The sequence below is a fragment of the Nostoc punctiforme PCC 73102 genome (assembly GCF_000020025.1).
Lineage (GTDB): Bacteria > Cyanobacteriota > Cyanobacteriia > Cyanobacteriales > Nostocaceae > Nostoc > Nostoc punctiforme.
In genome coordinates this window covers 3,555,157-3,577,455 of record NC_010628.1, presented here as the reverse complement: position 1 = coordinate 3,577,455, position 22,299 = coordinate 3,555,157, and the positions used below count along the sequence as shown (strand labels likewise).

The window sequence follows — 22,299 nt, the reverse complement described above, 5'->3', positions numbered from 1 at the left end:
TTACAAAGCTTTAGCAAAAAATGTCATTGTGCAAAATTTTTGTGGGGAGAATGGTTAAATGGGAGACAATTGTTATTTGAGGATCAAAGATCCCTGGTGGGGTGCGAGTGAGCGCCAACACTATTTTTTCTAGAGACAACAAAGTTTTTGTGGTCTGGGTGGACACACCTGCAAACATTAACTAGGAGTCATCCTTGCCTAAATCTAGCTATACTCGTGTTGCGACCATTGAGCCATCCTTGGTAGTAATACAATGTATGTATGATTTATGGCTGTTGTCAGACCATACTTGGAAGTCTGCTAAGTATTGATCGGAATTCAATATAGCTATTCTTATAGAGCGAGTAAATGGACTAGGCGGACGAGGTAAATGAATATACACACCTTTGATAATCATTATGTTACTTGCCCAATTTGCCAAAGAAATGCCACTCCCAAACCAATTAAAACGCGTATGGGCTTGTTTTGCTGTCCCTATTGCCAAGAACGGCTAGTAGTTTGCCAAAGCGGTCATTACGTGCGCGATCCGTTTACTTGGAGACAATTAATGATTGCTTCCTCGTTACGTCGTCAAAGCCGACCTTTAGCTAGGATTATCAGAGATTTTGTCTTGCTCAAGCGTCCGATGGTAGCCTTGGCTGTAGGAAGTGCCATTTTCTTTAGTGCGATCGCCCTAACTCAAGAAAAGACAAGTTACGATCGCCAAATATCTCCTACAACAGAGAAAGTTAATCAACCAGGAAATAAATCTCAGTAAATGGATTACTTTGGTATAAATCAAATCTTACTTTGATTTTTGTAATATTATAACTAAATACTTTTATGAAACCGTGTCTTATTACCCCAAATAGGACGCGGTTTTACATATATTTCAGCAAAAAATGCATTTTAATTTACCAAAATATTGGCGATCGCTCTCTTTTCGATTTACTGATATTAGCCTTTTCTAGCTGCTAAACGGGTATAATCTCCCAGCCATTGAGACTTTTGAACATCAGATTTTAAGCTAAAAAGCCCCATTTCTACCAATCCAATGATGACACTTTTGCGCCATAATGATTTTCTCTGATGTGTCCTCGATATTTGCGATTGTTCAAAATAAGCTTCTATAGAAATATCTGTCAATAACTGTAAATTCAAGTCTTAACTATTACCAGCATCCTAAATTGCTTTGTGTATGGTTCCCAAAAAATCAATAGTTCAAACATTAAAAGACAAGATTTTCTACAGATACTTCCAAGCTTGATCTTCTTCTGAATAGAACCACACTTTCTTTGGTAAGCAGGGTTCCTCCCAGCACCTTCATAGCGCTATGGTGGAGACTTGCTAGCGCCAAGAGAAAAGATTTGGCTTCGCTGGGCGATCGCTGCGACCCATTGAAATAATCTTGCTGAAAAACGGGAAGACTATGGTTACTCCCTAATGGGGAAATTTCCATGAAAGTCGTGAATAGAAAAATGCTCAAAAAATCCCTGCTTAAATGTTTGATTTTGCCTTTTTCTCTAGTACCTTGGCTGTGCGTGGGAACGCTTTTTGATTCCCAAGCCAATGCTTTACCAGGGCAAAGTACAGAGGAAGTAGGCACTTGGATTAAAGCACATCCTACACTCCGCCCTAGAAGTGGGGAGTTATTGTTTGTGCAAAAGACTGATACTGCTGCTCAACGATTCACTTTTCAAGCGTCGGTATTGCCCCCTGGTAGGGTGCAATTTTCTAAAGACCGTGGCACAATTCGTAGTGAGCGCATTTCCATGTATGATGCCATTAACGGCATGACATTTGCGCGTCTCCAGGAATCCTTGCGGGTGATTTATGGCTTGGAGATTTATCAAGACTACGATCGCGCCCAGGTAGTTTACCAGTATCCCAACCAGAAGGTAATTAACTCGGCGCGTCTGGCTAAAACTCCCATTCGGGAAGCTTTAAAGGGAGAATTACGAGTAGGCGATCGCTATGTATATTGGGTGGAAATTGCTCAACCCAAGAGTGGCAAAGCTTTTACCGGGCAAATGACAGTTTTGCTTAAAACTGACTTAGACAAGTTAGAAGGTGAACTGCAAATTCGGTAATGGGCATTGGGCATTGGGTATGGGGCATTAATTATTCTTCCTCACTCCCTCATCTTCCTCTGCCCCTGATTTTCCACATACAAGTTACTGAAATGGTGTTCTATAGTTTCCCTAGGCTGATGGGAGCTAGGGTTTGCCATATACCTGAAAAGATACTTTCAGATGCTAAAGAAATTCGTAGCAAATCTTCCTTTAGTAGTGGTGGCCAATCTATGCCAGCTTTACGCCCTGCGGCAAATAGCTGTTGTGCCTTAATGCTTAACTGATAAAGGGCTAAAGCCAGTTCTCGGTCTAGGGTCTTTGCATCTTTAAGGGCTTCAAACACCACTTTCAATGCCAACAGAATTGAAGTGATCTGACCGGGTACCGGCGGTTTCCCCTGTTTCATACGCGTTAACAGCGCATCTGGGTTTTCCTCGGTTGTGATTGTCTGATCTATGAGGAGTTTCCGAGCTGTTTCGTAATTCATGTAGTCAGTTTAGCGTACATTTTGCTTCAGCAGTAATACCTAATTAAAAAGTCATAAAATTGGCTTCTAGTTATTTATAGCAATCTCATTTGATTTGTGAAAAGATAAGCTTGGGAAAAATGATGCAGAATTTGCGATGCTATAGGTTAACCAGATAGACTTACATATAAGAATATCTTTGAAAAATATGCCCCGCTTGGAATCAGAAGCAAAATGATATCACTGAATTTACTAGAAATTGAGCGCTCAATCCGTGCCTTGTCTATAGAAGAACAACTTTGGCTACTAGAAAGCATTGCTAGACAAATCAGAGAAAGTGAATATACAAAAGATAAATTTGCTGATGTCACAAATCAGGAAGAAAAACTGGAATTAATGGTTGATGAGCCAAAGATTTCAACAGAAATTGCTGCAATCAATGATGAATTTGCAATTTCTGAAATCCTCTGATATGTAGAAAGTAAAAATTATGAGTTTGCCAGATTTAAAAAGTCAAATATACAAGTTATAGGTGAGTGATCGCTTAGAGGATGTTTGAGAAGTTACTAGTTAAGATAACCCCTGCTCTTGAGAGCGGGGTTTTGTACTTGATGCGTAATCCTAATGACGTAAATTCTCCGTCTTTCAAGTCACTGCCTACTAGAGTAAGCTCAACCTGGGCTAAACTACGTTTATTTTTATCCTGCTTTCAGTAGTGCATTTATTGTCTAATTTGTCAATTAATAAATTCTGAAATAGGACTTAGGAGCTTGCTCGGCGGTGATAATTTGTTAACCTCTTGGGTTTTTCTAGCAGCTTCAAGCAACTGGTATTGTTCCAAGCCGAAGAAGTGTAGAGTGTTAAGTGGTAAGTATTAAATAAAAAAATTTTGAATTTGAGCCTTGGAAGAACAAAAGATAGATAATCAACGACTATTGAGTAGTGATTGTTGACTATTGACTAATGAGCATGAAATTGAGTGTTAAGCACACTGTTGATCAGTGGTTCAACAAAATAGCAAAGAATCCGGCCCTTAGTGTCACTGTGTCGGTTTTGTGGTTAACGGTGGTTGGCTGGATAGCTTTTGGGTGGAATTTGGGCAATATTGGCTTGATTGATGAGACAGAGCCACTGTTTGCCGAAGCTTCCCGCCAGATGTTTGTCACAGGTGATTGGATAACCCCATTTTTCAATGGTGAAACTCGTTTCGATAAACCTGCTTTAATTTACTGGTGTCAAGCGATCGCATATTACATTCTTGGGGTAAATGAGTGGGCAGTACGCCTTCCTTCTGCGATCGCAGCATTTGGCTTAATTTGTTTAGCTTTTTACACCGTACAGTGGTACTTGGCTAAACAAGACGAATTAGAGCAAGTTTCACGTCCTACTCGCCGCTACTTAACATCTTTTATCGCAGCAGCGCTCATGGCACTCAATCCCGAAACTATTATTTGGGCGAGAACGGGTGTCTCTGATATGCTGCTCACCGGATGTATGGCATCAGCTTTGTTATGTTTCTTTCTAGGCTACGCAGGGAAGGGAGGGAGTAGGGGGCAGGGAGCAGGGAGCAGGGAGCAAGGGGAAAATTCCTCTCCTCTGCCCCCTGCCCTATTCCCTAATAAGTGGTACTTGGCTTGTTATGTGTTAATTGCTGGCGCAATTTTGACTAAGGGTCCAGTGGGAATTGTCTTGCCAGGGATAATTGTTGCCGCCTTTTTGCTTTACGTGGGAAGGTTCAGAGAGGTATTGCGGGAAATGCGCCTCTTCGTGGGTATATTGATAATTCTAGGTTTGTCAGTGCCCTGGTATGCTTTAGTAATTTGGCGCAATGGCTGGAATTATATTAATGCCTTTTTTGGTTATCACAACCTGGAACGCTTTACAGAAGTAGTCAATGGTCACTCAGCACCTTGGTATTTTTACTTCATAGTAGTGCTGCTAGGTTTTGCGCCATACTCCGTGTATTTACCAGTTTCTATAATAAGACTAAAGTTTTGGCAGCGATCGCACTGGCGATCCCTTGAACGTTTTCAGCAGTTTGGTTTATTCGCCTGGATTTGGTTTGCTAGCATCTTTGGTTTTTTCTGCATTGCTGTCACCAAACTACCTAGTTATGTCTTGCCTTTAATGCCAGCAGCAGCGATCCTAGTGACGCTTTTATGGAGCGACTTTTTCCAGGATACAGAAGACAGGCAAACATCTAGTGTTTCTTCCTCCCCCACTCCTCCCCTTTCCCCTACTTTTCTCCGAGTGAGTGGTTGGTTGAATGTAATGTTTTTATCAGTTCTGGCAACAGCACTGTTTAACATCACCCACATATTAGGTACCGATCCTGCTATCAGTAACTTCCACGAACTAATTCAAAAATCTGGTTTACCAGTAATAGCTGGCGTAATGTGGTTGATTTGTGCAATTTTAGTTGCTGGTTTCTTACTGAGTCGCCGATGGAACTACATTATTGGGATTAATTTACTAGGGCTTGTGGCGTTTATAATTTTTGTCTTAACGCCTGCTTCTTTTTTTATTGATCGAGAACGTCAATTACCTTTAAGGGAATTATCTGCCGTAATTCTACAAGCAAAACAACCAAATGAAGAATTGATCATGCTTGGCTTCAAAAAGCCTAGTGTGGTATTTTACAGCCACATTCATGTAAATTATTTAGGACTTCCTCAAGAGGCTATAGAGCATATTAAAAACCAGGCTGCTAAGGGATTACAACCTGCCTCACTGTTGCTCTTGGCTGAACAGAAAAAGTTTTTACAAATGGAATTACAGCCAGATGATTACAAGAGTTTATCTACCAAGGGTGCTTATAACTTGGTTCGAGTTCCTTTTAAGAAAAAGAAAAATGAAAAAATAGACATATCATAATTGGGAATGGGGCATTGGGCATTGGTTGTTTATTTCCCATTCCCCATTCCCCATTCCCCATTCCCATTAACATTTGCCATTGTAACCATTGACAGCTAAGGCTTGATTGATCTGGTTTAAGAGGTCTTCCATTGATATCGAGCGCGGTAATATTTGGGTAGCGATCGCACCAACAACAGTCTCTATCGATTCCAAGCTATTCTTTTTCTGCTTGTCAATTTCCTTATAAGCTACCCCAACCGGAAAATTGGTGTCTGGGCGATTTAATCGCTGATTTAGTACCAAAATTGGTGGTAATTTATCAGGTGAATCTCCCAATGTTTTCAGGGCTTTTAGCACATCTTTGTGGATAGCGGATTCTCCTAAACAAATTAGCAGTAAATCAACGCTTTGGTGGCGAATTTGTTGTAACACTTCTGCCCAACAGGGACTCATAGCTGCTTTAAAGCCTGCTGTTTGTAAATACTGAATTAAAGCTTGGAACCACTCAGACCCCCTTTCAGCAGTTTCACTACTAATTGAGCAATTTTTTGCTGTCCGATAACCCTTAGCTGACTTACGTCTTACCTGTGGGAAATCACGCAGCATTGTCAAATCCACAACCAAGATGTTAGGAGGGCAGCAAATACCAGAAGCAATTTGCAGTACTGATAGTAAGGCATCTGTTTTTTCGATGCGACTGCTGTTGTCTTTGGTAAATGGTGTTAAGTAAGGAAATACAGATAACCCTGGTATCTTAGAAGCTATTAAGGTAGTTGCAACGTCGCAAGTAACCAATGGTAGAGCCGCCAAACGTGGGTGCTGGATTAGTTGTTGCAAATAAATTTGGGCAGTGGTACTTTCGACATCTAGCAAAATGACATCAAATTGCCATACCCGCGCCAAAAGTTCTGCTTGATCTAAGTCATCTACTTCAATCACCCGATGTTCTCGAAGTGAGGGGTGGGGATTAACCGATTCCAATTGGGGATTCACCAACCTGAGAATTCGCAGTGGGGTTTTAGGCGGGACAATGGCGCTATTTTCCAACCCTACCTGCGGAGCTACTTGGGCAGTACATAATTTTTCGAGAACTGGTGCCAATACCTGATGCTCCACTGGCAAACTTAAGAAACCATCGGCTCGGTTAGCAAATGCTTTCTCCTTTTCGGCCCCCGTTGCGGTAACTATTACAGATATATGACGGGTTGCCGTGTCAGATTTTAGTAAAGTCAACACATCCCAGCCTGACAGCAAGGGTAGCAACGGATTCAAAAATATCGCTATTGGTTGCAAGCGCCGAGCTTTTTCGACTGCTTCTGTCCCCGATCGCGCAATTACTACCCGATATCCTAAAGATTTGAGTTTTTCGGTCAAGTCTTCAATATATCGGGCTACAGCCTCGACTACTAAGACCAATCGTTGGGAACTCGCGGGATGATGCTGTGTAGGCGTAACGATCTGCTGACGAGTGGCTGCGGTGTTTTCCCGTGTCTGTTGGTGTCGTGTCTTCTCGTCTGCTCTGATTACCATATCTGGCTCCGAAAAGCCTGTTTTCGGGGGACTGGGCGGCAGAAGTAGTGTAAACTGGCTACCTTTCCCTTCACGAGACAAGAAGCTGACATCTCCTCCGTGGAGACGAGCTAAGGCCCGAGTTAATACCAGCCCCAAACCAGTGCCTTCAAATTGGCGGGTGAGGGGATTTTCTAGTTGTTGGAATTTTTGAAAAATTAGGTGTTGCTGGTGTTCTGGAATGCCAATACCTGTATCCCAAATTGTAAAGGCAATCCATCCTTCCCAACGACTTACCCGCAGCCCAATTTCGCCGGATATTTCAGTGAATTTAAAGGCGTTGGAAAGTAGGTGTACTAGCATCTGGCGCAAGCGCAACTCATCTGCCACCATTTCATCTAAGCCTAGTTCAATGGAAAGGCAGAATTGGGGAGCAGATGAACGGTCATTTTCTTGAGTTTGGGATGTCGTTTTAGTAGTTTGAGTGTGGATGGCTTTGGCTTCCGATAGGGCGCGATCGCACACGGCACTAATTTTCACTGGTGTCAGCGTCAAATCCATTTGTCCCGTTTCCATTCGGGTCAAATCTAAAATGTCATTAACCACACTCATCAGGTGGCGGCCACTTTGATGGATTAGTCCTGCATAACGAGCTTGACGCTCATTAAGTTCTCCCAACTGCTGATCCACCAGCAAGCGAGATAATCCTAAAACGGCAGTTAGGGGAGTTTTGAGTTCATGACTAATACAAGCTAAAAACTCATCCTTCAACCGATTTAGTTGAATTAAATCGGCATTTTTCGCAGCTAACTCTTTGCAAAGCTGCTGCTGTTCAGTTACATCAGTAGCTAAAACTAACCACAAATCATTGCTGAGTAAAACCTCTGACTCAGCACTCATGACTTTAAACTCAGGACTATCTAAAGGAATTTTGGCAAACTGCCAAATTCGCTCCTGACCATTTTGCACTTCCACAACACAGGTACAAGTACCCACTTGACTATCCAAATAGCAGCGACTGTATACAGCATCTAGTGATGCTTCTTGCTGAGTCAGTTCCTCTTCACTACCATATTCATTCTCCCTGCCATTGGGATGAACTTTGATTGCTCGTTGGGTGACATATTCAGATTTTTCGGAGGGCTTAGGGACAAGTATTGCTTCCACTTGTTGCCTAACTCCTTCTGGATCTTTTAAGGCTCCTAATTGCTGCCACCAGGCGGGATTTCGGGCTAACACCTCGCCAGTAGACGTTTGCAACATTAAAGGCCAAGGCAGTCTTTCCAGCAACAGTATCAGTGGCTGGTGTCTCAATGATTTGGCTTTATTTGGTGGCTGTACATCAGTATCATACTCATGCTCATGGCCCGACTTCCGGATGCCTGAGCTTTGTAACCCAGCCATGCGTTCCTTAGCCAGCGATCGCAACAGGTGCGAACTATCCAGCAGACCCAAATATCGGCCATCAGAGTCAATCAGCGCCAAATCTAAGTTCTGATGTTTTTCGGCTTGTGGATAACCCAAGTGCAAGCTTAATTGCTCTACACGCTCAGAGGCTGATATTGTTTGTATTGGCTCAATTAGACCTTGACCCCAAGTAGAGAGTGATTGATGTAAATTTAGATTTTTATCGTCACTATGTGCTAATAATTTTTGGATTAAACGGGCAGAATACAGCAATCCGATGGGGTATTGCTGCTGATTCACTACTACCAAGCGATCGCACTGCTCTTGCTCAAAAATCTCCAGCACCACTGCCAAAGAAGATGTCTGGAGGCAGCTAGCTACGGTTGCTTGAAAGTCAGAAAGCGGGTAATCTAGCATTAACATAGGGCTTTGGGGGTCATTCTTCCTGTGGAAACCTCCGGCATCTCCATCTGCCAACTGTTGATGGTCTTTTCGCCTGAAGCCATATCCTCTAAGAAGACTCATATAAGCAACTCTGGTTATTTCAACGCCATTAAATAAAAGAATGGGATTTCCCCTCACGGACACTTGCTTGTGGACAAGTGCATTTTTCCAAGAGGCGACGTTTCCAATTTATAGCAACTAGCCTCCCCAGCGTCTTACTGGTATTTAAACTCCCGATCGATAGCGACGGCTACAACAATTATGGCCCCAAAGATTCGCTTTAGAACCTTGAGGAATTATAATGATTTAGAATGCGACAATCCTTTAAGTTCGTTTAAGTATCTTATCAAGGAGCAAAATTAAAAAATATATCTATTTATAGACATAGATTACAGATACGCAAACAATAAATTAGCTACTGTGTCTCGTTATGGCGACATATACCTCATCATCAAAGATTTACTAAGTCTTAACACTCAGTTGCTGCATTAAGCTGTTGAGTCGCTAGCATAAGCATGCATAAATAAATATCCAGTTGAAAAAAGCTAAAAGCTTAACTTTAGTGCATAAGCTTTATTACTTACCACCTCCAGCAAGAACTGCCTTCTTGCACTATCTGTTAACACAGAGCGTTATTTTGGGGTAAAGTCACTAGTTTTCTGGACATCAAGAAGTATTCCCCTAGAAGCGTTAGCCAAACTTATCAGCCCACGTTTCTTGGTCAAAGCGATCAAGGAGATAGATTAAAGAGTAAATGTTATTACCAATATTGATTCTGCGACCTGATGTTAACAAATGTTTAGATAATCTAGTTGACTTAGCCAAGCAAAAAGGTTGGATTTCTTGGGTGTGGAAATTTATTGATGCGATCGTCGCCCAATTTTGCTATTTACCTGTTACTGCAACGACCTCTGCAACAATAAACTATTTACCAAATTGGCCGCAACAAAATCCAAGTAAGGCATACACTAGCAAGTACGTCTATGTATTTGCTAGCCAGATGCAAAAAAGCCAACAGCATTTTAACGAGATGAATCCAGCCGAAAGGCAAGGATTATTAAGACAGCTTAAATTAGATTACAGTCTAATACTTTTAAATTATTTTACCACAGACAAAACACTTAAGGAAAAAATTGATAAATTTATCAATACTATATTTTATGCTAATATTCCTGTGCCCCAAATCATCGAAATTCACATGGAGGTAATTGAAGAATTTTCTATCCAGCTAAAATTAGAAGGAAGAAGCAATGAAACCTTACTTGATTACCGCCTGACGTTGATAGATATATTGGCTCACTTGTGTGAAGTCTATAGGAGTTCGATTTCTAAATAAAGTAAGTTTATTTATTAATATTGAACTTGGAACAAGCTAACACTGTTAGTTATTACCAACGTGCGAACGCATCTTGTATTTCTACGATTGTAACTAGCCTGTAAATATATGATTAAAGCCAAAAAAACCTACGTTCTCAAGCTTTACGTAGCAGGGAATACCCCTAATTCAGTTCGGGCATTGAAAACACTCAAAAATATTTTAGAGCAGGAGTTTGAAGGTGTTTATGCTTTAAAAGTGATCGATGTATTGAAAAGCCCACAACTGGCAGAAGAAGATAAAATATTGGCAACGCCAACATTATCCAAAATTTTGCCTCCACCTGTTCGCAAAATTATCGGCGATCTTTCAGATCGAGAAAGAGTATTGATTGGATTAGATTTGCTTTATGAAGAACTGAGTGAAGGAGATTTTGAAGAGTAAAATAATTAATAATGCAAGATAGCGTTTATAAAGTAAATTTTAACTGTGTAGGGAACCCATTATATTGCTCTAGTCAAGAGAGCTTTATTACCCTTTATCTTAGAGCATTACAGCAAAATATTTATTTTAAATATTAAATATATTTATTTTTGCTTTTTTTGTCAGATTGTGATCTAACACACCCTAATCGCTTAATATTTATTTTATAATTAGTCTGGAAAAATTGAGTACAAACTTTACTAATAAAACAACAGTTTTTAATACCCTTTTATTATCAAGCAATGAGTCAAAACGAGCAAGTAGAACCCAATAAGGCACCAAAAAATGGGGGTGTAGAAAAAATTCGCACGATGATTGAAGGGTTTGATGATATTAGTCATGGTGGTTTACCAATTGGTAGAACTACCTTGGTCAGTGGCACTTCAGGTACAGGTAAAACTTTATTGTCTCTTCAGTTTCTGTATAACGGTATCACCTACTTCGATGAAGCAGGAGTATTTGTTACCTTTGAAGAATCACCCAGCGATATTATTAAAAACGCCCATGTTTTTGGTTGGAATTTACCGCGCCTAATCGAAGAAGGTAAATTATTTATTCTTGATGCATCTCCCGATCCAGAAGGTCAAGATATCGTTGGAAATTTTGATCTTTCTGCACTCATTGAACGCTTGCAATATGCCATTCGCAAATACAAAGCTAAACGAGTTTCAATTGACTCGATGACAGCAGTATTTCAGCAGTACGAAGCAATGGGAGTAGTACGACGCGAGATTTTTCGGTTGGTAGCACGTCTCAAAATACTGAGTGTCACCACCGTAATTACCACTGAACGCAGTGAAGAATATGGCCCCGTTGCTTCTTTTGGAGTGGAAGAATTTGTTTCTGATAATGTAGTAATTGTTCGCAACGTTTTAGAAGGAGAACGCCGCCGTCGCACAGTTGAAATTCTCAAATTGCGCGGTACAACTCACATGAAAGGCGAGTATCCCTTCACAATTACTAATGAAGGAGTTAACATTTTCCCACTAGGAGCAATGCGTTTAACTCAGCGTTCATCTAATATCAGGGTATCTTCTGGTGTCAAAATCTTAGATGAAATGTGCGGTGGTGGTTTCTTTAAAGATTCTATTATTTTGGCAACAGGAGCCACAGGTACTGGTAAAACCTTGTTAGTAAGTAAGTTTATTCAAGATGGCTGCCTGAATGGAGAACAGGCAATATTATTTGCTTACGAAGAATCACGCGCCCAATTATCTCGTAATGCTTCTTCTTGGGGAATTGATTTTGAAGAATTAGAGGAGCAAGGTTTACTAAAAATAATTTGTACCTATCCTGAATCAACTGGTTTAGAAGACCATTTACAAATTATTAAATCAGAAATTGCTGTCTTTAAACCAGCTCGGATTGCCATTGATTCCCTATCAGCATTAGCTAGAGGAGTGAGCAATAATGCATTTAGGCAGTTTGTAATTGGTGTAACGGGTTATGCTAAACAAGAAGAAATTACTGGTTTCTTTACCAACACAACTGACCAATTTCTAGGAGCGCATTCGATTACTGACTCTCATATCTCTACGATTACCGATACAATTCTAATGTTACAGTACGTAGAAATTCGTGGAGAAATGTCGCGGGCAATTAACGTATTTAAAATGCGCGGGTCTTGGCATGATAAGGGCATTCGCGAGTATAATATCACTGCTGACGGGCCCGATATTAAAGATTCTTTCAGAAACTACGAACGGATTATCAGCGGTGCTCCTACTCGCGTTAGTATCGATGAAAAGGCGGAACTTTCTCGCATTGTTAGACGTTTTGAAGACAAACAGAGTTCCGAACCCTAAATTTAGTATCGTAGTATATTCTTTCCTAAGTTTAGTATCGTGCTATATTCTGTGGTGAAGAAAGGTTTTCTGCCGCTAGATTGATTTTCGTGTGAGGGATGCGGTGAAAGGACAGCAATTATTCTATAGCTTCTTGCCTGGTGTCACGGCAGCGGTTTTAACAACTCAGCCTGCTTGGGCTGGTACTGTAAAACTAACTGGGGTACAGCTGGCTTCTTCTCCTAGTGTTTTAACTTCTACTTATGGTCAAAACTCGGTTGTGGATATGATGAATACGCAATTGCCGCATGGTGCAAATGTTAGTGTTACAACCCTACTACCTGGTTTTGGTTTTACTAAACTTAGTATGAAGCCTTTAAGTCATAACAGTATTCCAGTATTTACGGCTGGAAATACTGTTGTGCCAATAAAACAAGTACTTAAGAAAGATGAAGGTAGATTTGTCAGTTTGACACCTACCTCTAATGCTTCCCAACAGCTAGATGGTAGCCGTTCTGCTCAAAATAACCAAAAACAGAGTAACTCAAGCATTTCTGGGCAGAAATCAGAGAGCATAGTAGTTCCCAACTACACTGCAAAACCTTCTTCTGTCCAAAGAAAAATTTTCCCACTGTCTTCTGCACAGCAGCCAGTGGTTCAAAGGAAAAATGCTGTTACTGAGTTGCAAGCATTTTTACAAACTTCAGCTACAGGTGGAGAATCAGCAAAACTGTTGTCAGCGCCAAGATGCCTAAAGGAGTCAGGAAAAAGCAAGACTGATTCTTCCGCGGCTTTGCTACTGGCTTCAAACACCTGTTTACAACAAAATGCTATTGGCCGCATTGCTCAGAATGATACCTCGATTCCGGCAAATTCGACACCAGTTCCCACTGTACCAGGAACCGTAACTCCTGCACCATCAGGCCCAGTGCAACCTTCCACTGTGCCGAGAACCATAACTCCTGCGCCATCAGGGCCGGTACAAATTCCCGGGAACTTGATTCCTAGCTCAAATCCCTTGCAATTTCCTACCAAACCGGAGGAAGTGAGACTTCAGGGAAATCAGCCGATTACTTTGGCACAAGCTCTAGAGCTAGCACGGCGTAACAATCGGGATTTACAGGTGTCTCTTTTGGAGCTAGAACGCAATCGAGCGGCTCTACGTGAGGCACAAGCTGCTTTATTGCCAACTCTGGGAATTAGCGCTGATATTACTCGTAGTCAGTCTGCCAGTAGTCAGCTCTCGTCGAAACTCCAAGAACAACAGACGGGTATCTCATCGCCAGATGAAGCTGGTACATCTTTTTCCGGTCAAGCACAGCTATCATATAACATCTACACTTCTGGGAGAGTGCAAGCTAGTATCAGAGCAGCTGAAGAACAGGTACGTTTCAATGAATTGGCTGTAGAAACTCAGTCTGAGACAATTCGTTTGAATGTTGCCACTGATTACTACAATCTGCAACAAGCGGATGAACAAGTACGTATTGCTCAGTCGGCTGTGCAAAACTCCGAAGCTAGTTTGCGTGATGCCGAAGCTTTAGAGCGAGCTGGGGTTGGTACGCGGTTCGATGTGTTACGATCGCAGGTGAATTTAGCAAATGCCCAACAAGATTTGACTAATGCTAGATCGCAGCAGGCAATTTCCCGTCGTCAATTAGCAACTCGGATAAGTTTGCCGCAGGGAATAAATATTAGTGCCGCCGACCCTGTACAATTAGCTGGTCTTTGGAACCCAACGCTAGAACAAAGTATTGTGCTGGCTTTTCAAAATCGTCCAGAATTACAACAGCAGTTGGCACAACGCAATATCAGCGAACAACAGCGTAGACAGGCTCTTGCAGAACTGGGTCCTCAAGTTAGTTTGGTAGGTAGTTACAACCTATTAGATCAGTTCGATGATAGTGTCAGCGTTACTGATGGTTATTCATTGGGAGTTAGAGCAACCATCAATTTGTATGATGGGGGAGCGGCAAGAGCAAGGGCAGCTCAGTCTAGTGTTAATATTGCGATCGCAGAAACTCAATTTGCTGAACAGCGCAACCAAATTCGCTTTCAGGTAGAACAAGCCTATTCTACCCAGCAATCTAGTTTGGAAAATGTTCAAACCTCTAACACCGCTTTAGAACAAGCTAGAGAAGCTCTACGTTTAGCGCGTTTGCGATTCCAAGCTGGTGTAGGAACTCAAACTGATGTTATTAACTCTGAAAACGACCTCACAAGGGCTGAAGGTAATCGAGTCACAGCAATTTTGGATTACAACCGCGCTTTAGCTCAGTTGCAACGGTCGGTTACCCTCAGAGCGCTACGCTAGTACTGCTGACTTAACCTCTCAATTAAAAATTCTGAAAGCCTCATTGAAAAATGAGGCTTTTTAGTCAAAAAGACCGGAATTTTAACTCTCTACACGCCTAAAATTCCCACCGATCAGCTGAAAGTGATTTAAATTGCATAACCTAATTAAATATCAGTCTTTGTGGGGTGGGCAACAATACTTCTCGCTTTGTGCATTTTTAACTCGGAATCGGTTTTGGGGTAAAGGTTATTTCTTTCTCTTTTTCCCCAAAACCCGAGAAGTATTCGGGCGGGCAACATGAGCGTTCTCTAGATGAAAATTAAATATGGCACAGTTTAATTCTTAACTGAACTTTCTCACAAGGATTTTGAATTTTAAAAGTGCCGCGAAAACGTATAACAGGTATTTTGTGAAATGATGTAGCATAACTGAATGTTCGCTCGCTAGCCTTGTCAAAGACTCATGACTAAAGTAACATCTCAAGAAATTGCACAGTTTCGCTCTCAATTGGCTGACGATCCTAGCGATATGGAAGCGCTGGATTTGATTGAAGACTGTGATGGAGATTTAGAAGATGCGGCGATGACGCTAGCTATTAGAGCAGGACAACAACCAGAAAGAGCAAATTCTGAGTGGTTAGATGCCTTGGCTAGAAAATGGCGTGTGGTTATTTGCGAACAAGAATACCGGGAAGATTTGCTTAATACTTCACCTCAAAAGATGATGGAACATCTAAAAGCAATGCCGACATTTCCCAAGATTTTGGCAACGCCAGTTTTGATATATGTCCTCAAACAAGGCGTAAACAATTTTTGTGAGCCACTAGATTCGCTCAAGTGATCGGCTTATGTATATTTAACTAATGCTTAACTTGCGCGATACCTGCGGTGTTCACTGAGCGGCTGGTGAGCGGAGTCGAACCATGCCTCTCGTAGAGAAGTGCGGGCTACGCCTGCGCGATTTGCAGTTGAGTTTAATACAGACCTAACCCAATACTACTCGCTTCGTGCATTTTGAACCCAGAATTGGGTTTGGGGAAAAGGTTAAAGGGTAAGGGTTAAAGGTTTTTTCCCTTTTCCCCTTCCTCTTTTCCCCAAAACCCGACAAGTATTGAGACCTAACCCCCAACCCCTTCTCTACAATGGAAGGGGAGTATGAATCAAAGCCTTTCCAAGCTCCAAACTCCTACCCAATGTAAGATTGATTCGACCAAGACTGATACGCTGTTAATTAAGGCAAAACTTATATTAGACAAATTGTAAAATCAATGAATTACCTTGTTGCCGTATTACCAGACCGCATTCAAGCCGAAGCTGCTTACTTAGCTTTAGAAGAAGAAGGCATAAACAGTACTATCCTGGGGAAGGGCTATAAAACGGCTGACGAGTTTGGCTTAATTGACCCTAAAGACCAAGCCAAAAAGCAAGCACAACTGATGGCAACCTGGCTGATACCATTTGGCTTTTTTGCAGGTTTTACATTTAGCCTCATCACTGGTTTAGATACTTTTGCCTGGGCGGGTGAAGTTGGCAATCACATCGTTGGCGGACTGCTGGGTGCTGCTAGTGGTGCTATGGGTGGTGTGGTTGTCGGTGGTGGAGTCGGTTTACTCGTAGGTGGTGGTGATGCCTTACCTTATCGAAACCGCTTAGACGCAGGTAAATACTTAGTTGCCGTTCAAGGCTCGGAAACTCTCACTCGACAAGCGACCCGAATATTACGTCAGTTTGATCCAGAAAATATCCAAGGTTATGCTGACACAAGTAATGTGTGACAAAAAATCCTGGTTTACGCATTACAACACACAAGGATTTACTTTTGAAGCAGTAAAAGCACTGGTCAATTTTTCCTTTACCGGGCGAGAAATCAAGAGAATTATCGCTCATTCTCCAGATGGTCGTGTTGCCTCAATTCGCATTTTAGAAAAACTAGGAATTCAACCAATTACTAGAGATAGAAATCTGCTGAAATGGGAATTAAAGTTAGAATCAAGATAGTTATAGCAGTTTAATTCTCAATTCATAACTCATAATTTTTAAGAATGTTGCCACGAGAAGAACTTTTAAAGGGTGTTGAAAATCGAGATAGTGTAGCTCGTGTAATCGACCAAGCGGAACAAGCTATCAAAACTTGGGAAGTGGTTTTGACAGATTTTCTATCTCCCCCAGAATTAGCGGAAATTCAACGGGTGTTTAACCGATTAACAGAAGTGCAATTAGTTGCGTGGGGCGGATATCCCCAAGCTGAACGCCAAAGAATAGCGATCGCTCGTTCAGAACTTCCCTTAGATCAATCTCAAGTCAGCCTTGTCGCCGTGGAAATTGCTGGTAATTTCTTGTTTGATACCGCCTCTCACCGCGACTTTTTAGGCGCAATGTTGGGAACAGGAATTGTTCGTGAAAAGACAGGAGACGTTATTGTCTTGGGAGAACGAGGGGCCCAGGCGATTGTCGCCCCAGAGTTAGTGGAATTTTTAGAAATGAGTCTTAAGCAGGTGCGATCGGTTCCTGTGAAGACTCAGCGAATTGAGATAACTGAATTAAGGGTTCGGGAACCAAAGAAAAAAGAACTAACTACTGTGGAGGCTTCTTTGCGGTTAGATGCGATCGCATCTGCTGGTTTTGGTATGTCTCGCAGCAAAATGGTTGACTTTATTGATGCTGGTGATGTCCGCGTTAATTGGAAGGAAGTTACACAAGCTAGTTCTCAAGTTAAATCAGGTGACTTAATCGCCATTCGCTCTAAAGGACGTTTAGAAGTTGGGGAAATTGCAGTTACAAAAAAAGACCGTTACCGAGTTCAATTAACAAGGTATATGTAATCAGTGAAAAGTTAAGAGTTTTAAATTCACCAGTTTCTTTAACCCCAAATTCCTAACTTCTAACTATATATTAGGACTCATATTTTGATTTCTGAAAACATTCAGTACATCTCAAAAAGCCTTCTTGACTGTTTTGCCTCCTACGCAAATAATTATGGCTACGCGCCACGCTTCGCGAACATAAATCAAAGCATATTGCTATACATAACTTAGGCTTTAAAGTGTTTTGCTAATATATTCAGCAGAAGTTTGCGCGGTACGAGCCTAGATAATTTGCTTCTAATTTGAGTGCTAGTATCAGAACTAATAACAGTTGGATAGCCTTTTTCCAAAGCATCTAAACACTCCCAAACAACTTTTTCGGAAGAATACACTTTATCCGTACTACTTGCCAGCGCTGGAGGAAAATTAGCTTCCGCAAAAAAATTTGTTTCTATTGGCCCTGGACAAGTAACCAAAATACGGACACCATATTGACGATTTTCTGCCCATAGTGCTTCACTAAAACTGAGAATAAAAGCTTTACTGGCAGCATAAACAGAAAGGTATGGTATCGGTTGAAATGCGGTAATAGAGGATACGTTAATAATACTTCCAGACCGTCGTTGCCGCATCAAGGGTAGAAATTTATGGGTTAAATCTACTAATGCTAAAATGTTTAATTGCACAATTTTAATTTGCCTTTCTCCATCCCCTTCGGCAAAGTCGCCATAGTAACCAAAACCAGCATTATTGATTAATAAGTCAATAGTTAATCCCTTTGCTTTAGTGGCATCAAATACAGTAGCAGCTGCATTAGGTTCCGTGAGGTCTTGGATTATAACGTCTACTTGAATTTTGTGTTGTTCTTGTAGTTGTTTAGCTAATTGACTTAGCTTCTCTTTGGAACGAGCTACGAGTACAAGATTTGTATTGCGTGCAGCTAGTTCTTGGGCAAAAGCTTTACCAATACCACTAGAGGCACCAGTAATTAAAGCAGTTGGCATTCTAAATATTCAGATATTTTTTAAGCAGCTTATAAATCTTACCTATGCTGGCTATAATTTTTAACTACCTAAAGTGATATACCCAAAAGGGTAAAACCATTGCTTAGTAATGAATAAGGGTCATGTCCCAAATAATGATTTTTCTCATAGCGATTCAAATTTATTTTTAATTGCTAGCTACCATTTTTCAGACCAATAGATTATTTCTGAGGCGGAACTACTAATAGCGACACCATAGCTATCTCCATGATTCCATTTGAAGCCAGGTCTGCCTTTGTCGTCTGCATTTAATACTAGTATTTCATAAGTAGCTGGAAAAGATTCTGTAGAAGAGTCACTGGTGTAGAAAAAAGTTGTCGGCACACCGTTAAGTTGGTTTATGTGTTCGTTTGTGTTGCCACCTCTATATTTGTACTTTGCACTATTTCTGTATTGTGACAGCAATTTTTCTATCTTGTTTGGTGGCTGTTTCAGCCTAATTTGAAAAAAAGTACTTCCTTGCAAAAATTCTGGAGAGTAAGCAATACGAACGTCTTTGGCATCAGTAGGAATCTGATTAGGAAAATGTTTTACTCGATCATTATCAGACCATAGCTGATTACGAATTTCTTTGTAGCGTGATGTATCAGTTATTATTTTAGGTTCGCTAGTACTGCTAAAAGCTGTTCTGATAAAAAAGCTTCCCCCGACAATACAAAGGCTAGCAAGGGCTAATAGAAATGGCGATCGCTTCATTAAGTTGGGTGCGTCTAACTTTCATAGTCATATACCCAACTAATAAACTAAATTCGTACTATTGCGGATATAGCATCAGAGATATTAACAAAAACTTTGTGTATTTAGGTAAAATTCGGGTTAATTGTAAAATTAATGTGAAGTTAGTCAATGATTATCTAGTCAAAAACCACAGGTTGTCCTCGTTCAGACTAGTACTAGTTTTATAGCTAACAAAATCGATTCCACAGTTATCCATTTTTTTTCAATTCTTCCTGATGCAGCAAGAACTAAGGCGGATATATAAATAGTAGATGCACCTTAATTAAATCATAGCCCTCCGCTTTTAGCTGAGGGCTTTTTTAATTAAATTTATAATTTTAAAATAAAATAAATCTGTTAAAAAACCTAATTTACCCGGATATAGCAATTAATAAAGCGGATTAATAAATGGTAGATGCACCTTAATAAATTACAGCCCTTAGCTTAACGCTATGGGCTTTTTTATTACTTATAGTTTTTAATGTGTCGATCAAATAAATCTGTCAAAAAACATAATTTACCCGGATATAGCAATCAATAAAGCGGATTAATAAATGGTAGATGCACCCTAATAAATTACAGCCCTTAGCCTAAAGCTGGGGGCTTTTATTATTTAAAGATAGATGGTAGTAAACTGGGAGCTAACCATACTGCATAACCCAAAAATCCAAACAGCAAGGTAATTAAAACAGTAATGCCGTAACTGATACAAATTAATAAACCGTCAGATTCGATGGTGGCAACAGTCAAAAGTAAAATACCTATAGTAGGGATAGGATTGGTAAACGGAATTGGTAATATTAGTAATACTGTTAATAAAGAGATACAAAACCCATTAATTCGCCAAATCAAAGGATTATGGGCTATTTTTGCCAATCGGGGACGGGCTATTTTCTGTAAAACTTTGGTAAGACGTCCCAAATTTTGCAACAATAACTGGGCGAAGGGACGAGGAAATTTGTAGTTAGCGATTCTTTTCGGCAGCCAAGGCGATCGCCTCCCTAAAACCATTTGCGCTGACAACAGTAAACAAGCACCACCAAAAGGGCCAGTTAATCCAGGTGGCATAGGAAATAAAAAGGGCAAAACTAATAATGTAATCACCAGGCTGAACCCTCGTTCTGAGGTTTCTGCCAAAACATCACCTAGAGTAAGCGGTTGTTCAGCTAGGCGTTGTAACAGAGACTTTATATCTTGAGAAAATCTCAGATGCATTTGGCGTGAATTGATGCGACTTCCCACATTTTTAGCAGAGGGAAATAGAATAAGTGGAGGAAATGAAGGAGAAGAACTCCTAACTCCTGATTTCTGGGGGTGCTAAAACAGCTATAGCTTTAGGTATAACCCTAAAATGAGCTGGTGTGTAAGTAGTGATTTCACCATCTGTATTGATAGGGCGGGGTTTGCGAGTATATACTTTTATTTCTTGACCTTGAAGAGAACGTACACTCTCCCAATGTATATGTCGTCCTTCTCGCATAGCGGGGAGCAATAGTATAATCTGCCACCAATGTTTGATTTCCAAGCTATAGAGGTCTAGCCTTTGGTCATCTATTGTGGCATCGTCAGCCACCGCCATACCACCGCCGTAATAACGACCGTTACCCACAGCAATTTGTACTGTTTTCACGTGAACTGATTCACCATTGATTACAATTTCGGCAGTAAAAGGTCTAGCTTCCCAAATGACTTGCAATGCAGTGGCGGCATAAGCAAATATTCCCCAACGGCGTTTGACTTCTTTGGTAAGTCGCTGGGTAATTTTTACACTCAATCCTAGACTGGCAACGTTAAAGAAGTGCTTGCCATTCACCCAACCCAAGTCGATATGACGTAAATTTCCATTTGCAATAATTTGGCAAGCTTCGCTGAGGGAATTCGGGATTTCCAAAGTCCTCGCTAGGTCATTGGCAGTTCCTAAAGGCAAGATTCCCAAGGGCAACTGAGTATCAACTAAAGCATCTACTGCTGCATTGAGAGTGCCATCTCCTCCACCAATTATTACTAGATCAACTTGATGCTGATAGCGAGATATAACTTCAGTAAGATGTTTTGGGTCTTCTGTAGACTCCTCAATTAAGTCAAAGCCGAGTGTTTTCAGATATTCAATCGCTTCCGACAGACTCTTTTTCCCTTGGCGGGCATGACGATTTATTAACAGCAGGGCGCGGGAACTCATGGGTAGTACCTTTTGTAGTTTATATGTCCAATTATCCGCATCTATGTATTCTGCTTTAAGTAGACTCTGAAAAAGTGTTTAAATTGTTATGACATTCATCAAAAGCTCATTTCTTCAATGCTTATTATGTTTATGTTATATTAAGCAATTTTTAATTTCTACTTTACTTAATTTATCTCTATTAGCCCTCCCTGTATTGATACCCAGTAGATATGATTGTTACTCACTAAATGACTGGATCTAAGTATTTTTTTGTTGATAGAGATATTTATGCTAATTTTATAATAACCAAACAATAATTACAAACAGTGCAATATTTATTATTTGTATATATACATATTTATAGATTAAATTATAGAAATAAATTTTATCCAAGTTGAAACCATTAGCTTTTACAGTATTGGCTACAAACTTTATATAGCAAAGGCTACATCTCTCACATGACTGTTGAAAAAGCTCTAATTTTTAAGCGGGAACGCTACGGTAACAGAATGAGAACAAAAGAGCCTTTTAAAACATTGTTTAAACTAGACTTTATTAAAACAGAATTCGGGAGCCAGAATTTAGAAGGAATTCTGTACGAGTGGCAGATGAATAAATGGGTTGAAAACCACTACTCATTAATTCTGAATCCTGAATTCGGGCTTCTTCTTTAAGCAAAATTAATAACTCGGTTTTCTTTATCCAGCAAAAACCCTGTTTTTTTGGCAAATACTTTTTCCACGTTACAGATTATCGACGAACTTTAAAAAGTAACACTACTGTCATATATAGGTTTCAGCTTAGGCAATCGCATTGCGAAAAATGGATAAAGTCGAGTTAAGAGCGATCGCTTATAGTCATGATTGCTAGCCCTAATAACCTTGGCTCAAACCCTTATATTTCGTCAAAATTTCCAAATTTTTGATGCAATATTAGATTTTTTGCTAGCTTGACACTGATCTGC

Annotated in this window: 21 protein-coding genes; 12 read left to right on the top strand and 9 right to left on the bottom strand. The window is 40.5% G+C overall.

Translation table 11 applies throughout. From position 1 onward, the window contains the following. Positions 1 to 370: 370 nt before the first annotated feature. Positions 371 to 757, top strand: coding sequence for a hypothetical protein (locus tag NPUN_RS14750; protein WP_012409418.1), 387 nt, complete (start codon positions 371 to 373; stop codon positions 755 to 757). A gap of 179 nt (positions 758 to 936) precedes the next feature. On the opposite strand, the gene NPUN_RS14745 is transcribed toward NPUN_RS14750, so the two are convergent. Both NPUN_RS14745 and NPUN_RS14740 read right to left on the bottom strand, forming a co-directional pair. Further along, complete coding sequence (locus NPUN_RS14745; RefSeq protein ID WP_041565415.1) at positions 937 to 1,140, bottom strand: hypothetical protein; 204 nt, start codon at positions 1,138 to 1,140, stop codon at positions 937 to 939. A gap of 67 nt (positions 1,141 to 1,207) precedes the next feature. After that, entirely contained in the window at positions 1,208 to 1,438 is a 231-nt protein-coding gene (locus NPUN_RS14740) for a hypothetical protein (protein WP_041565414.1), read from the bottom strand. Between the two features lie 19 nt (positions 1,439 to 1,457). Between NPUN_RS14740 and NPUN_RS14735 the strand changes: the two genes are divergently transcribed. Beyond that, complete coding sequence (locus tag NPUN_RS14735) at positions 1,458 to 2,069, top strand: hypothetical protein (RefSeq protein WP_041566154.1); 612 nt, start codon at positions 1,458 to 1,460, stop codon at positions 2,067 to 2,069. 100 nt (positions 2,070 to 2,169) lie between these two features. Here NPUN_RS14735 and NPUN_RS14730 read toward each other — a convergent pair whose 3' ends face one another. Beyond that, complete coding sequence (locus NPUN_RS14730) at positions 2,170 to 2,538, bottom strand: hypothetical protein (protein ID WP_012409416.1); 369 nt, start codon at positions 2,536 to 2,538, stop codon at positions 2,170 to 2,172. A 213-nt stretch (positions 2,539 to 2,751) separates the two neighbouring features. Here NPUN_RS14730 and NPUN_RS14725 point away from each other — a divergent pair, with 213 nt between their 5' ends. Together NPUN_RS14725 and NPUN_RS14720 are read left to right on the top strand one after the other, a co-directional pair. Then, the gene (locus NPUN_RS14725) at positions 2,752 to 2,988 is read left to right on the top strand and encodes a hypothetical protein (RefSeq protein ID WP_012409415.1); all 237 of its coding nucleotides are present in this window, start codon (positions 2,752 to 2,754) and stop codon (positions 2,986 to 2,988) included. A 492-nt stretch (positions 2,989 to 3,480) separates the two neighbouring features. After that, on the top strand, positions 3,481 to 5,391 hold the full coding sequence (locus NPUN_RS14720) for an ArnT family glycosyltransferase (RefSeq protein ID WP_012409414.1): 1,911 nt from the start codon (positions 3,481 to 3,483) through the stop codon (positions 5,389 to 5,391). A 66-nt stretch (positions 5,392 to 5,457) separates the two neighbouring features. Here NPUN_RS14720 and NPUN_RS14715 read toward each other — a convergent pair whose 3' ends face one another. Beyond that, positions 5,458 to 8,814: an ATP-binding protein gene (locus tag NPUN_RS14715; RefSeq protein ID WP_012409413.1), complete on the bottom strand. Its 3,357-nt coding sequence runs from the start codon at positions 8,812 to 8,814 to the stop codon at positions 5,458 to 5,460. Between the two features lie 673 nt (positions 8,815 to 9,487). Between NPUN_RS14715 and NPUN_RS14710 the strand changes: the two genes are divergently transcribed. The 8 genes from NPUN_RS14710 to NPUN_RS14675 all read left to right on the top strand — a co-directional run bounded on the left by NPUN_RS14710 (position 9,488) and on the right by NPUN_RS14675 (position 17,432). Next, positions 9,488 to 10,069 (top strand): KaiA family protein, encoded by a 582-nt coding sequence (locus NPUN_RS14710; protein WP_012409412.1) that lies wholly within the window; start codon positions 9,488 to 9,490, stop codon positions 10,067 to 10,069. 108 nt (positions 10,070 to 10,177) lie between these two features. Continuing rightward, the gene (gene kaiB, locus NPUN_RS14705) at positions 10,178 to 10,492 is read left to right on the top strand and encodes a circadian clock protein KaiB (RefSeq protein ID WP_012409411.1); all 315 of its coding nucleotides are present in this window, start codon (positions 10,178 to 10,180) and stop codon (positions 10,490 to 10,492) included. A gap of 281 nt (positions 10,493 to 10,773) precedes the next feature. Continuing rightward, a complete protein-coding gene (gene kaiC, locus NPUN_RS14700; protein WP_012409410.1) occupies positions 10,774 to 12,336 on the top strand; it encodes a circadian clock protein KaiC in 1,563 nt (520 codons plus the stop codon). Between the two features lie 103 nt (positions 12,337 to 12,439). Beyond that, on the top strand, positions 12,440 to 14,629 hold the full coding sequence (locus NPUN_RS14695) for a TolC family protein (protein ID WP_012409409.1): 2,190 nt from the start codon (positions 12,440 to 12,442) through the stop codon (positions 14,627 to 14,629). A 444-nt stretch (positions 14,630 to 15,073) separates the two neighbouring features. Further along, complete coding sequence (locus tag NPUN_RS14690; RefSeq protein WP_012409408.1) at positions 15,074 to 15,451, top strand: hypothetical protein; 378 nt, start codon at positions 15,074 to 15,076, stop codon at positions 15,449 to 15,451. Positions 15,452 to 15,878: 427 nt separating this feature from the next. Beyond that, on the top strand, positions 15,879 to 16,385 hold the full coding sequence (locus tag NPUN_RS14685; protein WP_012409407.1) for a hypothetical protein: 507 nt from the start codon (positions 15,879 to 15,881) through the stop codon (positions 16,383 to 16,385). Further along, the gene (locus NPUN_RS14680) at positions 16,363 to 16,608 is read left to right on the top strand and encodes a GNAT family N-acetyltransferase (protein ID WP_148220318.1); all 246 of its coding nucleotides are present in this window, start codon (positions 16,363 to 16,365) and stop codon (positions 16,606 to 16,608) included. Before NPUN_RS14685 ends, NPUN_RS14680 begins: the two co-directional genes overlap by 23 nt. A gap of 44 nt (positions 16,609 to 16,652) precedes the next feature. Further along, entirely contained in the window at positions 16,653 to 17,432 is a 780-nt protein-coding gene (locus tag NPUN_RS14675) for a photosystem II electron transport protein, Sll1252 family (protein ID WP_012409406.1), read from the top strand. A gap of 209 nt (positions 17,433 to 17,641) precedes the next feature. Here NPUN_RS14675 and NPUN_RS14670 read toward each other — a convergent pair whose 3' ends face one another. From NPUN_RS14670 to NPUN_RS41845, 5 genes are all read right to left on the bottom strand, one after another. Then, positions 17,642 to 18,418: an SDR family NAD(P)-dependent oxidoreductase gene (locus NPUN_RS14670; RefSeq protein WP_012409405.1), complete on the bottom strand. Its 777-nt coding sequence runs from the start codon at positions 18,416 to 18,418 to the stop codon at positions 17,642 to 17,644. Positions 18,419 to 18,595: 177 nt separating this feature from the next. Then, positions 18,596 to 19,153: a hypothetical protein gene (locus tag NPUN_RS14665; RefSeq protein WP_012409404.1), complete on the bottom strand. Its 558-nt coding sequence runs from the start codon at positions 19,151 to 19,153 to the stop codon at positions 18,596 to 18,598. A gap of 630 nt (positions 19,154 to 19,783) precedes the next feature. Further along, on the bottom strand, positions 19,784 to 20,389 hold the full coding sequence (locus NPUN_RS14660) for an exopolysaccharide biosynthesis protein (protein ID WP_012409403.1): 606 nt from the start codon (positions 20,387 to 20,389) through the stop codon (positions 19,784 to 19,786). Positions 20,390 to 20,468: 79 nt separating this feature from the next. Further along, positions 20,469 to 21,353 (bottom strand): lipid kinase, encoded by an 885-nt coding sequence (locus tag NPUN_RS14655; RefSeq protein ID WP_012409402.1) that lies wholly within the window; start codon positions 21,351 to 21,353, stop codon positions 20,469 to 20,471. A gap of 537 nt (positions 21,354 to 21,890) precedes the next feature. After that, positions 21,891 to 22,064: a hypothetical protein gene (locus tag NPUN_RS41845; protein ID WP_167315625.1), complete on the bottom strand. Its 174-nt coding sequence runs from the start codon at positions 22,062 to 22,064 to the stop codon at positions 21,891 to 21,893. Positions 22,065 to 22,299: the final 235 nt, after the last annotated feature.